7 protein-coding genes and 1 pseudogene are annotated in these 14113 nt (G+C 59.0%); 2 read left to right on the forward strand and 6 right to left on the reverse strand.

Annotated elements, in window-relative coordinates:
* The first annotated feature begins 2 nt into the window (after positions 1-2).
* Both mutM and THIDRDRAFT_RS10700 read left to right on the forward strand, forming a co-directional pair.
* Entirely contained in the window at positions 3-830 is an 828-nt protein-coding gene (mutM, locus tag THIDRDRAFT_RS10695; RefSeq protein WP_007040854.1) for a bifunctional DNA-formamidopyrimidine glycosylase/DNA-(apurinic or apyrimidinic site) lyase, read from the forward strand.
* A gap of 109 nt (positions 831-939) precedes the next feature.
* Positions 940-1614 (forward strand): DUF599 domain-containing protein, encoded by a 675-nt coding sequence (locus THIDRDRAFT_RS10700; RefSeq protein WP_007040855.1) that lies wholly within the window; start codon positions 940-942, stop codon positions 1612-1614.
* On the opposite strand, the gene THIDRDRAFT_RS10705 is transcribed toward THIDRDRAFT_RS10700, so the two are convergent.
* The 6 genes and pseudogenes from THIDRDRAFT_RS10705 to THIDRDRAFT_RS24515 form a co-directional block, all read right to left on the reverse strand.
* Positions 1578-2747 (reverse strand): RuBisCO large subunit C-terminal-like domain-containing protein, encoded by a 1170-nt coding sequence (locus THIDRDRAFT_RS10705; RefSeq protein ID WP_007040856.1) that lies wholly within the window; start codon positions 2745-2747, stop codon positions 1578-1580. The genes THIDRDRAFT_RS10700 and THIDRDRAFT_RS10705 overlap by 37 nt on opposite strands.
* A gap of 44 nt (positions 2748-2791) precedes the next feature.
* On the reverse strand, positions 2792-3799 hold the full coding sequence (locus THIDRDRAFT_RS10710) for a transketolase family protein (protein ID WP_007040857.1): 1008 nt from the start codon (positions 3797-3799) through the stop codon (positions 2792-2794).
* Positions 3799-4743: a transketolase gene (locus tag THIDRDRAFT_RS10715; RefSeq protein ID WP_007040858.1), complete on the reverse strand. Its 945-nt coding sequence runs from the start codon at positions 4741-4743 to the stop codon at positions 3799-3801. Before THIDRDRAFT_RS10715 ends, THIDRDRAFT_RS10710 begins: the two co-directional genes overlap by 1 nt.
* Positions 4744-5052: 309 nt before the next feature.
* Positions 5053-7611, reverse strand: coding sequence for a DUF4214 domain-containing protein (locus tag THIDRDRAFT_RS23765; RefSeq protein WP_159105402.1), 2559 nt, complete (start codon positions 7609-7611; stop codon positions 5053-5055).
* Positions 7612-7907: 296 nt separating this feature from the next.
* Positions 7908-12461 carry an RHS repeat-associated core domain-containing protein gene (locus THIDRDRAFT_RS10725; protein WP_040844561.1) on the reverse strand — a complete coding sequence of 1518 codons (4554 nt, stop codon included), beginning with the start codon at positions 12459-12461 and terminating at the stop codon, positions 7908-7910.
* An 893-nt stretch (positions 12462-13354) separates the two neighbouring features.
* A pseudogene (locus THIDRDRAFT_RS24515) lies at positions 13355-14078 on the reverse strand (IS5 family transposase); the annotation flags it as partial.
* Positions 14079-14113 lie beyond the last annotated feature (35 nt).

Raw genomic sequence — 14113 nt, forward strand, 5'->3', positions numbered from 1 at the left:
CAATGCCCGAACTCCCCGAGGTCGAGACCACCTTACGTGGCATTCGCCCGCACCTGGAAGGGCGACGTATCGAACGTCTGCTGGTCCGCGAGACCCGGCTGCGTCTGCCGATCCCGCCCGAGATGGCGGACCGGGTTGGCGGCCAGTCGATTCTCGGGCTCTCGCGGCGCAGCAAATATCTGCTGATCCAGCTCGAACACGGCACACTGCTCGTCCATCTCGGAATGTCCGGAAGCCTGCGGGTCGTTCCAGCCGAGAGCCCGCCGAAACGCCACGATCATCTGGACCTGATCCTGACCGATGGGCGCTGTCTGCGCTTCCACGATCCGCGCAGGTTCGGGATCTTTCTCTGGACGCCCGACACGCCGGATACGCTGAAGGCCGAACATCGGCTACTGCGCGACCTGGGACCGGAACCACTGGCCCCCACATTCGATGGCGATCATCTCTACCGATCGAGTCGAAAGCGGCGAGTCGCCGTCAAATCCTTCATCATGGATGCCGCCGTGGTCGTTGGCGTGGGGAACATCTATGCCAACGAATCGCTGTTCCTGGCGGGTATCCTTCCCGCCAGTCCCTGCAACACAATCGAGCTGGAGCGCTATCGGCGTCTCGCCGAGGTGATTCGCGCGCTGCTTCTGGCGTCGATCGAAGAGGGCGGAACGACGCTGCGGGATTTTGTCCGGGAGGACGGACGTCCCGGCTATTTCGCCCAATCGCTCCGGGTCTACGGCCGGGCAGGGGAGCCGTGCAAGGTCTGTGGCGCCACGATCCGCCAGGTCCGAATCGGACAGCGATCGAGCTTTTTCTGCGACCGATGCCAGCACTGAGGCCATTTCTGAAGATCGCCCTCATCTGGAACCAGGACGTATCCAGACCCAAATCGGGTGATTCAGACATCGCCGTCCACGCCGGACGGCCCGACCGGAACTCGACGACATGAACGTATGGTGGAACGAATACGGCGGCGATCTTCTGTGGGTCGGCACCGGCCTGGCCATCGTGGCCGGATATCACATCGCACTCAACTGGTGCGTTCGGCGCAATCCGCGCTGCACCATCCAAAGCGTCAATCGGCAGGCCCGCACCGCCTGGGTCCATCACATCATGGGCGAGCCCGGCCTGCAGATCCTCGGGGTTCAGACGCTGCGTAATTCGACGATGGCGGCGACCTTCTTCGCCTCGACCGCCATCATCCTGGCGATGGGCGTGCTGAGTCTCAGCGAAGAAGCCGACAAGATCGCGGAGAATTGGCACGCGCTGAACGCCTTCGGCTCCAATCATCCCGGACTGCGCGCGACCAAGCTCATGGCCCTGCTGATCGACTTCATCGTGGCCTTCTTCAGCTTTGGCATGTCCGTGCGGCTCTACAACCACGTCGGCTTCCAGATCTCGGTCCCGCCGGACCTGCGGCCACCAGGCATCAACCCGGAGCAGGTGGCCAATCATCTCAATCGTGCGGGTCGCTTCTACAGCATCGGCATGCGGACCTACTATCTCGCCATCCCCTTGGTCTTCTGGCTGTTCGGTCCACATCTCATGACCATCTCCAGCATCATTCTGATCGTCGCGCTCTATTACATCGACCGCATCGCACCGGACTCGAACGAGTGACGGGCCAACTCGACGAACCGTCGGCAGCTCGCGACCAGATCTCCGCCATGGGCCTGTAGATCGCCCCCGATGAGCAAACTGACATCCGAGCCATAGAACGCGCACATCTGGGACACGCGATCCAGCCGCATCCCGCCCGCCGGAACCGGAAAGATCGGCCTTGCCGTCCCCATCGGACGGACCGTGCCGTCGATCAGGTCCAGACACTCATCTTGGGTGAAGGAGAAACGCCCGCCCCAGGTGGGAAAGATGGTGGCATCGGCGCCGGCCAATCGATTGAGCTGGCCGAACAGCACGCCATGCGACAGCCCAGTGTCCGGATGCAGACAGAAGCTGCCCTGAAAGGCCGGATGACTGAGGATGGGTAGACACAGCCCCTCATCGGCGGCCAGTGAACGCATGGCATCGAAACCGGCAAGTCCAGGGCAGAACAGCAAGCCGCCGACCTCCGCATCCTTGGCGAAGCGGGCACGACGCTCGATCTCGCCGACCGGCGCGGTGACGTTCGCCAGATAGAGACAGGTCCGACCGGTCTCGCGATTGGCACGCACCACCGCCTCGGCACACAAGGACACCCGTTCCTCGAAGCGACAGAAGCCCTGGTCGGTGAGGCCATGGTCGTCCTTGATGAGATGCATGCCACCCAGAGCCAACCGATAGGCGAGATCCGCCAACGCGCGCGGCCCGAGCCCCATCGGTTTGATCGCCGTACAGAGCAGCGGTCCATCCGGCACATCGAGCAGACGGCGCAATCCAGTCCGGCCGAAACGCGGTCCGGGATAGAGTGCGGCAAGCGTATCGGAAAGATCGAAGCCCACCAGACGCACGCCCGGTTTGAGGCTGACGTTGCCGAAGAGCAGGTTGATGAACTGGGTCAGCTCGGACCCGGCCGCCTCGACCGGATAGGCGATGACCACCTCGAAGCGCCCGCGATCCAGCGGTTCGATCGAACGAATCTGTCCGACGATGCCGTCCAGGATATGGGGATCTGACACCAACGACTCGGGAAACTCGATCGTTTGCTCGACACAGATGTCGCGAGCGCGGACCTCGACCTCATCAGCGGGACAGGCGAGCTGGTAGACGACCTCGAAACGCTCCCCGCCGAGATCGAGCGGCCGATCTGGAATCATGCGATACACCTCGTCTCTGATGGAGTCGGATCCCGGTTGAGTGATCAGAGATCCTCGGTCTTGTCGACCTGGCGCATGGTCTCCAGACGCACCGCGCTCAGATTCTCCTCGGTCAGCTCGAACCGGATGCCGCTCAACGTCTCCGCAGCACGCACCAGGGCCATGGCGTCGAGGCCGTATTCGCGCATCAGATACTGCCGGCTCGCCCCGTGGGCATAGGTATCGCGCAGACCGAGCCGGATCAGACGCTTGCCCAGCCCCTTCTCGGCCATCAGCTCGGCGACGGCGGAACCCAGCCCGCCGATGATGCCGTGGTTTTCCATCGCGATGACGCCGAGCCGCGCCTCGGCGATGACCTGCTCGACCAAGGGGTCGGTGAAGGGCTTGAGCGTGGAGACGTGCAGATGCCGAATCGCAAGCCCCTGTCGACGCAGCACCTGGACCGCGCGCAGGGCCTCCTCGGTACAGATACCGCTGGAGATGACGGCCAGATCGCCGCCCTCGCTCAAGAGACGCGAGCGACCGAGCACCAGGGGCTCCCTGGCATCGAAGAGCCTGGGAACCTCGCCGCGCAACATGCGCACATAGACCGGGCCATTCACGGACTGGGCGACATCGAGGACCGATTCGACCTCGGTGGCGTCGCCGCATTCGATCACCGTCATGTTGGGCAGGATCCGCATCAGGGCGATGTCGTCGATCGCTTGATGGGTGACGCCGCCAGCCGTGGTGATTCCGGGTAGGAATCCGATCAGCCGCACCGGGAGATTGGGATAGGCGATCGACATGGCGACCTGATCGAACGGCCGGCGGGTGATGAAGACAGCGAAGGTATGGATGTAGGGAAAAAAGCCCTCGCGCGCCAAGCCGGCAGCGAAGCCCATCATATTCTGCTCGGCCATCCCCATGGAGAAGAAGCGGTCGGGATTGGCGTCACGAAAGCCGTCGGCCTCGCAGGAGGCGGTGAGATCGGCGGACAGGACCAGGACCTCGGGGCGACTGGCGGCCCAGCGGACGAGATTCTCGCGGTGAGGGCGTTGTACCGTTTCCATCACAGCCCCTCCTCGCGCATCTCGTTCAAAAGAGTCTGATATGTAGCGAATTCCTGCTCGCTCTTGAAGCGGACGTAATGCAGTTTGGGGGCGCGTTCGCGCAAGCGCTCGATACCCCGGCACGGATCCGTGCGGGCGATCACCACCAGCGGCCGATCCCGAACCTCAACCGACTCGGCCGGCGCGGCGAGCGCGTCCGGATCGTGACCATCTACCTCATGCACCTCCGCCCCGAAGGCACGGAGCCGATCGGCGAGCGGCTCAATGTTCATGACCAAATCCAGGGGTCCATCGCACTGCTGGGCGTTGGCGTCGACATAGACCCCAAGGTTTCCGAGACGATGATAGGCGAGGGCGGCGAATGCCTCCCAGGTCTGGCCCTCCTGGAATTCGCCATCCGACATGAAGACCCAGACGCGACCCGAATCGCCACGCAGTCGGCGGGCGAGAGCGATGCCTCCGGCCTGGCTGATCGCCTGGGCCAGGGATCCAGCCGTCACCTCGTGACCGGGCGAATGCTCGGCACCGATCAGCTCGACCGTGCTCCCGTCCCGATTGAATTCATCGAGGGCATTCGGACCCAGACGACCCAGCTCGATCAGAACCGAATAGAGCACCAGGGCATAGTGAACGGGCGAAAAGATGAATCGATCCAGATCCGCCCCCTTCGGACCGTTGTAACCGGCCCCAGTGAAGGCATCTGGATTGTCCGCGCCAGGCACGCCAGGAAAGGAACGAGGGATCGACGGGGCCGTGCTCATCCCCAACCGCATGACCCGAAGATAGAGGGTCGCGAGAATCTCGGCCGAGGAACAGGCCTGGCTGAGATAGCCGCCGTTATTGGTCAGGGTATGTTCGAGCACCCGTCGACGCACGGCATCCGCGACCGATTGGATTCGCTCGCGGGTACAAACGTCGGGGGCTTGGGAGCAGGCTCGTGCCATGAATCGCGTCTCTGGGGCGGAGAAAGGGATCTGCGAACGCAATGATTGCGCGATCTCCCAAAACGCTCATCTCAACGCCAAGAGACCTAAAAGCAGGCGAATATGGGTTTATACACTCAAGAGTTGAAGGAGAGATGACGATCGCGGTGCGGCGCCCCTCATGCGGCGAGGCGTCTTGAGACAGAAGGGGATCGATAGACGATCTCTGAAACGCTACTCGTAAGAGTCGAACCCAACCTTTTGATAAGCACCAGCTCGACAGGTCGCAATGTCCACCCAGCGCAGCATGCGGGCTAGGTGGACAGGCGACTAAGGGGAAAGTGGCGCGAGCAACCCCGGAACACGGGCAATGGCATTTTCGCGGGTGGCGACCTCCGCAGTCACGTCGGCGAGCAGATCCCGTCCGATCTCGCGTAGAGTGACGCGATCTGCCTCACTCAGCGCACTGTAGACGAGCCCCCGCGCGGATTGCTCTTCCGTAAAGGCCAGACTCACGTGGACGCGATTGGCGAATCTTGCCATGTCATTAGCGGCCTCGGGGTTGGCCCAACCGCCCTCAATCAGAGCAATAATCATCTGATTGCGCTGGATATGCCCGGATTCGAGTTCGCTCAGCCAATACGCATAACCATCGCTATCCGCCGCACGCCCGAAGATGTTCTGATAGAGCGCGTCGACCAGCGCACCGTATCCTTGCTCAGCCGGATACTGCGCCTGAACCAGCGGTTGATCGAAAAAACTTTGCGCCACTGTGGTCGGCGTCCATTCGAGATGGTTCTGGATCTGCTCGACCCAATATTGCAAACCCTCGTTATCCGCAGCGTAACCCATGGTGGCGATATAGATCTCGGTCACCTGCCAATCGACCTCGGTCGGCCGAATCAGCAAAGTGAATTGAGCAAAGACGCTTTTCGCGCCATCCATGCCGACCTGACAGGTTTTCGAGGTCCCGCCACAGTCACCGCTCCAACCACCGAAACGATACTCACCGCTGGGTTCAGCGGTTAGGGTGACCTGAGTGTTGGTATCGAAGCTGGCGGTGCAAACACTCCCACAGGAGATCCCGCTCGGGCTGCTGGTAACATTCCCCGTTCCAGATTTGGTGACGGTCAGCACCTGGCTCGGGCGCACAGTCGTATCGAGCTCGAACACATAGGCAGCACCCGCATTCGACCCTAGATCGTCATCTCCTAGCGCACCGACCAGCACCCGACTACCGGACACGGCGACCGCCCCCCCTAGTTCATCGCCAGAACCTGCGTCGTTGGCCCGCAGCTTCTTCTCCTGCGACCAGACTCCCGACCCGTTCGGCTGAAAGACGTATGCCGATCCAGAATTGCTTCCATTATCGTCATCGTATCGCGTACCGATGACCGCAATATCACCTGCCAGGGCGACATCCGAGCCGAACTGATCGCTTGCGGACGAGTCGACCGCTAACAATCTCGTGGTCTGTGTCCATAGACCCGAGCTGCTGCGAGTGAACAGATCGGCGCTACCGGCATTGCTCCCACCGAAATCGTTTCCGGGCGAGCCAACCAACAGTCGATCCCCGAAGAGCGCGACGGCAAAACCGAATTGATCGTCTTCCGCGCCCTCCAAAGCCAGTAGCTTCGCCCGCTGAGTCCAGGCCCCATTCGCCCCGGTACCGAAGACGTACACTGCACCAGCATCGTCGCCATTCGCCTCTTGCCCCGGCGCACCGACCGCGATCGTCTCCGCGTAAATGGAGACGGCCTGTCCAAAGCCGTCATAGGAAGAGCCGTCCGAAGCGGTCAGCTTGTCCTGATAGCCCCAGAGGCCGGCGCCATTGCGCGAAAAGACATAGGCAGCACCTGAGTCCGACCCCTTGGCGTTATTCTCGGGCGCACCGACTACGGCCAAATCACCATGGATCGCCACGCTCGATCCGAACAGATCGCCCGAGTTTCCGTCAGGAGCCAGCAACTTGGCGGTCTGCCGCCACCGGCGACTGTCATCATCGTATTCGTAGACATAGGCGGCGCCCGCGTTCGAGCCCTGCTCATCGTCATAACGGACACCAACAACGAGCGCGGTTCCAGAGAGCCCGATGCTGGCACCGAAGCGATCGCCGGAAGCACCGCCGGTAGGTGTCAGCTTGGCCTGTTGGATCCAGACATCTCCTTGACGCGCGAAGACGAAGGCGGCACCGACATCGCGTTCGCCACCGTCGTCCTCGTCCGCACCAACCACCAGGACATCACCATCGAGAGCGGCAGCGATCCCGAACGCATCGTTAGCAGCGCCATCTTGAGCAAAAAGCTTGATATGGGAGATGGCCAGGTTGCCAGGATGGCTTGCCGCGCCATCGATATCCGATCCATTGCGATACTCAGCTAGATTCGAGTATCCGTCACCATCAAGATCGTCTGCTGCGTCCGAGGGATCTTCGGGATCGAGCTCGAGCCCGACCTCGACCCGATTGGGGATCCCATCGCCATCGAGATCCGCATCGGTGTTGTCGCCAACCCCGTCCCCATCGGTGTCCGCCGATTCGCTCGGGTCCCTGGGAAAGGGATCGAGCACATCCGATACTCCATCGTTGTCGTCGTCCTCGTCGCAGGCATCGACGAAGGAATCCCCGTCGGTATTGGTCTGTTCGAACGTCGATGTCGTGGTGAACTGCCACACTGGACCCTGTGTCTCGGTATTGTGGCTGTCTCGCGCACTGACCTGCCAGAAATAGGTGGTTCCAGGATCCAGACAGAGGGCCGAGGGGATACCGAACGCGGTCGCATTGCCACTGCTCAGGAGTGGCGGGTTGGAACTGGTACCGAGATGAATGTAATAGGCGACCGCATCCTCGGGGTCGGGATCCATCGCAGCCGACCAGGAGAGCAGAGGCAAGAGATCGACACCCGCAGTACCAGAGGCTGGAGAGGGTGAGCTGACAGTGCTGGGAGGCCTGTTGATGAACGCGCCGGGTGCAGTAACCGCCTTGTGCAGACGGTTTCCCATATTGTCGTATACGTAGTCCTCGTAGGTGCCGTCTTGGTGTTCGACGCCTATGAGGCGGTTATTACTGTCGTATTCATAATAAAAAACCTCTGGCAACAGGCTTGAAGAATAAATTATGAGCAGATAAACACACAGAATCCGCAGAACATTCATAGGCATACCTACAAGGATTCCAGTTTTTGAGTTTACTCGCACCCACAAAAAGACGGATGAACATTTATCGGAACCGGATGGTATTTTCCGAAATAGTGGCCTTCAACCGCAGTATCCAATAGAGCACCAAACCTATCCCCAAAACCAAAAACCGGCATGTCTGAAGGCGAATTTCCCATTATAACCCAAGGCATTGCATCCGAAATAGCGTGCCCCGACTTCGATCGACTAGGACTAACAAAATCAAAAGAACCGCCATCCCTTACATTACTCACATAAGATCCGTTAACATTGTAAATCCATTGATAACCTTCAAAAAGACTCCCCGGCCTACCTCGAAAATCCAAATTAAAATTATTTTTTAGATTGTGTGTTGGAGTAGATCCATAAAAATCAAACCTGCTTGCCAATTCCTTATTGCATAAGAAATCTTTGAGATTGCTCGGCCCGGGCTCCATTTTTGTATTTCTTGAATAATGATCTAAAACAGAGACAGTAAAACTCCCAAACCATTTAAAAGGGTTCATTAAACCTCTCGGGTCAAAATAGTTAACTGGATTATCCGCCACGAATTCGTATAAATTTGATCCCCCAGCAATACCAATTGGATCGCGATTGACCCACCTCCCAAAAACCGCCGAATAAAACCTAAACCCAAAATCACTCAACCCCGTCTCTTCGTCATAATACTTAGTTGAAAACCGCATCGGCTGATCGAGACCTCCCGTCACCGAGATCAGCGACCCGAAAGTGTCATACCGATAGGCACCCGACACGCGACCAGACTGGTCGACCAAGGCGCTGACGTTGCCCTTGCCGTCAAACAAATAGTCATAGGTCTGGCCGTTCTGGTCGAGGCTCAGCAGACGTCCTATCCCCCCCATGCCGTGATCTCGCCAGGCATACTGGCGCTCCAACTGATTGGTCGCGTCGCGCTCTTGGATGACCAGGAAGCCATCACGGACGAACCGTTTCTCCTCCTCCAGACGACCATCCCGATACTTCTGGACGATGCCAACCAGGCTATCGGCCCCATAGACATAACGGGTCTCACGCAGCACGCCTGCGGCATCGGTGTATTCGAGCGTAGTCAGCCGATTTTCCGCATCGTAGGTCGCAACGAAGGGAAGCCCCTCGCGGGTGTAGCCGCCGACCATGTTGCCATCCGCGTCGTATTGAAAGACACGATCCGGACTGGATGTCGCCAGCAATTGATTGAGTGCGTTGTAATCGTAGACGGTCACCTGCGAATCAACGGCCGGTAAGGCCGGGATATTGGTGACGATCTCGCTGTCACGCATGTCCTGGCCGTTATAGGTATATTCGAAACGATCGATCGGATCACCACCAGCCGTCTCGTTGGAGACCTCAAGCAGACGTCCTAGAGCATCGTTGAGATAGCGCGTTACCACCCCGCTTGGACGGGTCAGACTGAGCAAGGCGTTACCTGCAGCGCTGTAGCCGAGACGATAGACACGTCCTCCGACCGATATGCCGGTCAAATGCTTCAGTGAATCGTATAAATAGCCAAGGCTGCTGCCACCCTCGGGCACCATCTGGGTGCGACGATCCAGCGAATCGTACCGATAGATGATGGTGTCCCCGTCCCAGGGACCGTCCACGCTGGTTAGGTTCGAATTGGCGTCATAGGTGTAGCCGAAGGTTCCCAGCGCATCGATACGCGACACCAGGCGATCTTGCTCGTCGTAGGCGAGACGCACGTCAGGCGTGCTGTCGCCATAGTTGATACGGAGCAGGTTACCGTTTGCATCGTAGCTGTATGAGGTACGGATCCCTCGAGCATTGGTGCGGTAGCGCAGGCGCCCGCCATTGTCGTAGACGTAGGTCTCGGCCGAGCCGTCGGCATACTGCCTGGCAGTCAGACGATTGTCGTCGTCGTAGTCGAAACTCGTGGTGTTGCCATTGGCATCGGTAAAAAAGCGCAGATTGTTGTTGCCATCGTATTGATAGCGATAACGCCCGCCTTCGGCATTGACCTCGAGAGTGAGATTCTGGCGTAGATCGTAGTCAAAACCTTGGGTCTGCCCACCTCGCCCGCTCTGGGCATCGAGCTGAGTCGGACGCACCGACGACCAGGAAAGGGCGATATCCCGACCGTCTGGATACTGGATGCGGGTGATCCGGTCGAGGTCATCGTAGTCATAGGTCAGAGTGAGTCCATCGGCATCCCGCGCTGTACGAACGCGCCCCTTCGCATCGTAACTGAACTGGGCAACGACGTCGTCTGACCGTAATACAGATTCCAAGCGTCTTCCCGCATCGTAAAGATAGGTGGTCGCTACGCCAGTCGGGTCCGTGACCGCTGTGACTTGTCCGTCAGCGTTGTAGGTGATGTCCGTGCGATTGCCCTTGCGGTCCAGGATAGCCGTGACATTGCCATTGGCGTCGTATTCGAGGGTTACCGGCCCGAGTCCACTCAGTATGGACACCAGATCTTCACCGCTGGGATCATAGGTGAGGTCGATGGTCTGACCGTTCGGCAGCCCCAGCAGGGTCAGATAGCCGTTGGCGTTATATTCGAAGGAATACTGATTACCGTTGGCGTCGCGGATCCCAGTACGATTTCCGTCGCTGTCGTAGTAATAGTACTCGACCCTTCCTTCGGGAGAGGTCTTTTGACGCAGCACACCAACGCCATTGACTTCAGTGAAGTCATATCGCGTCTTCTTCGCGGTTCGAAAATTGTTGATCGAGCTGTTCTCGTATTCGACATAATCCTCCGGCGCCACATACCAACTGTATTTGCTGTAGCCGTTGTAGTAGTACTCTTCCTTGCCACCATCGGGCCCGGTAATGGTGATTCGGTAGTCCTCGTCCATGTCGGCGCCTGGAGCCGGATACGGGTTGTCGGTCGAAACGTCGTCAGCAGGCTCGATCGCGATGTCCCACCAGCCTTCACCGTAATCGATACCGCTGATATAGCTGTCGGGATCGTAGGCCATCTCCGTGGCGATACCACCCATATCGACGATGCGAACGAGATTGCCCTCGGCGTCATAGGAAAAGTTGGCGCTGCGCCCAAAGGGATCGGTAACGGTCGCGACCCGACCGTCCGCGCCATAAACAAGTCTGGTGACCTGGCCATCAGCATCCGTGATGGTGGTCAGGCGCGGTGTGGCGTCATACCCGAATTCGATCGCGTGTCCTTGCCGGTCGGTGATCGAGATCAGAAAGGGCTGCTCTGAATTGGTACCAGCGGGAATGTTGTAGAAATAGACGGTTCCGTCGGGAAAGCGCAACTGATAGCGGTGCGCCAGCACATGCGACAACTGGGCATAGACCCCGGGGGGCGCCTGGAAATTACCCTCGGCGTCTTGGGAATACTCCTCCACGCTGCCATCGGGCATGCGAACCGTGACTGTATTCCCTGGGTCCAAGACGAGGAAAGAGGCATAATTGAACTGCCACTTGTTGCCGAAAGGCTCCAGGTAATTGTTGGCGGACTGCGAGTTGTAGCTCAGACCGATGGAGACTTCAGGACCGATCGCCGGGCGATACCATAAAGGGGTATCGTGGACGAAGAGGTTGAGATTGACGAGATTGACCAGCCAGGATGGCTCTCCTACCGCACAAACGTTTGGACTTCCGGATGTCTCCTTGAGGTCGGTATCGATGGCGTTTTCATCATGACCCAAACCGGCCTCGGGGCGCGGAACACCGCAGCATCCACCGGTCAGCCCCTCAAGCTCAGTCTGAGCCAAACGGCGACCGGGTAGCGTTCGAAGATCCGATTCATCCGGAACAAACATCAGAACAGCCCCCCGCCATTCGCGGGTGAACTGCTCCAAGGTCTGCGTGAAACGACGACGGCTCTGGGGATCGTGCAGCGCGAGACGCCCTTCATCAAATCCCTCGACGATCCAGTAGTGACCACGATCGCCCTGCTCACGCCCCTGGATCTGGGCGATCAGCGGGAGTGGGGCCTGGGCGAGATTGGCCCCGGATAGTTCGAAACCCTCCAGGGTATATCCGTGACGCCCGGCGAGCACCCGCAACTCCTCCATGCTGTGCCCCTGCCTGCTCGTTGGCCGCTGCTTTAGGACCTGTTCCGCAGCCTCCCCCTTACCCGAGCGACGCAGCATGTAGGCAAGTGCCCGGGTACCGCAATCGAGCAGCGCCATCTCATCGGCCTTGTAGCGCGACAGGCGCTGCATCCAGTGAGAGGCATAGGTCCTGTCGCGCCAGTCGACACCCTCTGCGTAGAGTTTATGGAACTGCTCGCCCGCAGCCTCGAAGTTGTTCTGCAGGGTCTTCAGCACGCCTAAACGCAGTGTCGCCTTACTGAGAAGTTTACGCCCCGCCGGATCGGCCATCCCCTTCAGGGTGTCAAGAATGCCCTGATAGTGCTGCTCGGCCTCGCTATAGCGCCCCAGGTAGCGGGACTCGCAACCCATGTGCAGATTCGCCTCCACCGACCAGGGAGAGTACGGATAGTCCTCGACATGAGAACGAAACAAACCGTAGGCAGTTTGGTAGTCGTGCGCGTTCCAGGCCGCAATCGCCTGCCCAAAGGACAGATTGGCACGAGCGGAGTTGGTCGTATCGGGAGTGGACGTGGATTCCACGAGCGGTACTTGGACGGGGGTGGCATAGAGTGGGCCACCGAGTTGACCGGCCGCACTCAGAGCCTCTGAGGATGGTGGCTGAGAGAGATCGAGCGGAAGAACCGAAACTCGGGCATCTGCCGTCGCAGGCCCCCTAACGGCGAGCAGCCACAAAGCGGCCACGGCAACAAGACATGAAAGCGGTCGCACAAGCACCATGAGACGGGAGCTTCCTTTCAAATTTCGTCCACAAAATGATGCTCGACTCCTCGGGTTGAAGTCAAACAGAATTAGAGAAGAGACATCTGCACTGTCCCGATTTCCGGTGAACACCATGACCCAACCGGCCAGAAACAGGGTAGCCTCGCGCGGGGTGATTCGACCCTAGCATTGTAGCCTGGGTCCACGAGCATGATGTTGCCGGCCTGCCAGGGATACTGATTGCAGCAGGTGCTACGGGCGTCGTTGAGCTTGCGCACTCGCGCGAATCCTTAAAGTGACGAAGGCGGGATGTTTCATCCTACTTTGATCGCGCCCCCTTCTTGACTAGGACCTCGCCATTAAGGAGGTGTCCACCAACAAGTTCCCGACTCTCACCTACCGGGTGCCTGCAAATCGGGAAACAGTTGATGGACGCTTACTAAGCGAGCAAAGCTGACCCACGGGATCCTTCATGTGGCCGAGAGAGCACTCGAATAGCTGATCCAATCGATATAGGCCACCACGCCAGCTGACTGGTTGGGTAGCGCAGGGGCGGCATCGATGGTCGACGCTCAGAGCAACATTTGCAAGGCGTCATCCTGTAAGAGCCTCGGCGCGCTTCTCGAACCAGCGATCGCTAGGGCCTGTCATCAATTAAGCAGGACGCATGCTGAGGCTAAGTGCACACCGGCGAGAAAGTTGCGAGACAACTTGTCATATCGGGTGGCAATCGCTCTGAACTGCTTGATCTTCGAGAAAAAGTTTTCAATCAGATGGCGCGCTTTATACAATTCCTTGTCGTAAGCGCGTTGGACCAGGCGGTTGCGCTTCGGTGGAATCACCGCTATCGCCCCGCACGCTTCCAACACATCAAGCACCCGCTCATCCGCATCATAGGCCTTGTCCGCGAGCAGTGCTTCGACCTCCAGATCGACCAGCAAGTGATCGGCACCGACCAAATCCGAGGCCTGTCCTCCCGTCAGATAAAAGCCCGTCGGGTTGCCCAAGGCATCGGTTCGAGCATGAATCTTCGTGCTCAATCCGCCTTTGCTGCGCCCGATGGCTTGTTCTCCTTTTTTTGGGAGCTCCTGCACTGTGTTGATGAGCGCGCACGATGGTGCTGTCGAGCATGGCGTATTCGTTGTCTGCATCTGCGCCCAGAATCTCGAACACGTGCTGCCAGACACCACGCCGTGCCCAGCGCGAGAAACGGGTGTGCACGACGCGAAAATCACCAAACCGTGCCGGCAGATCGCGCCACGGAATGCCCGTGCGATAGCGGTAAATAACCGCCTCGACAAACAAGCGATTATCGCGGGCGGTGACACCAACGTGGCCAGGGCGCCCTGGCAACAGGTCTTTGATGCGCTCCCATTGGTCATCGCGCAGGGCATGGCGGCGTTGTGCGATCTCGGCTCTCCTCAATGTTTCGATCATGATGGACGAGAATCATGGCACGATCGAGGAATTGA

Origin of the sequence: Thiorhodococcus drewsii AZ1, assembly GCF_000224065.1 — a bacterium.
In the GTDB taxonomy this organism is placed as follows: Bacteria; Pseudomonadota; Gammaproteobacteria; order Chromatiales; family Chromatiaceae; genus Imhoffiella; species Imhoffiella drewsii.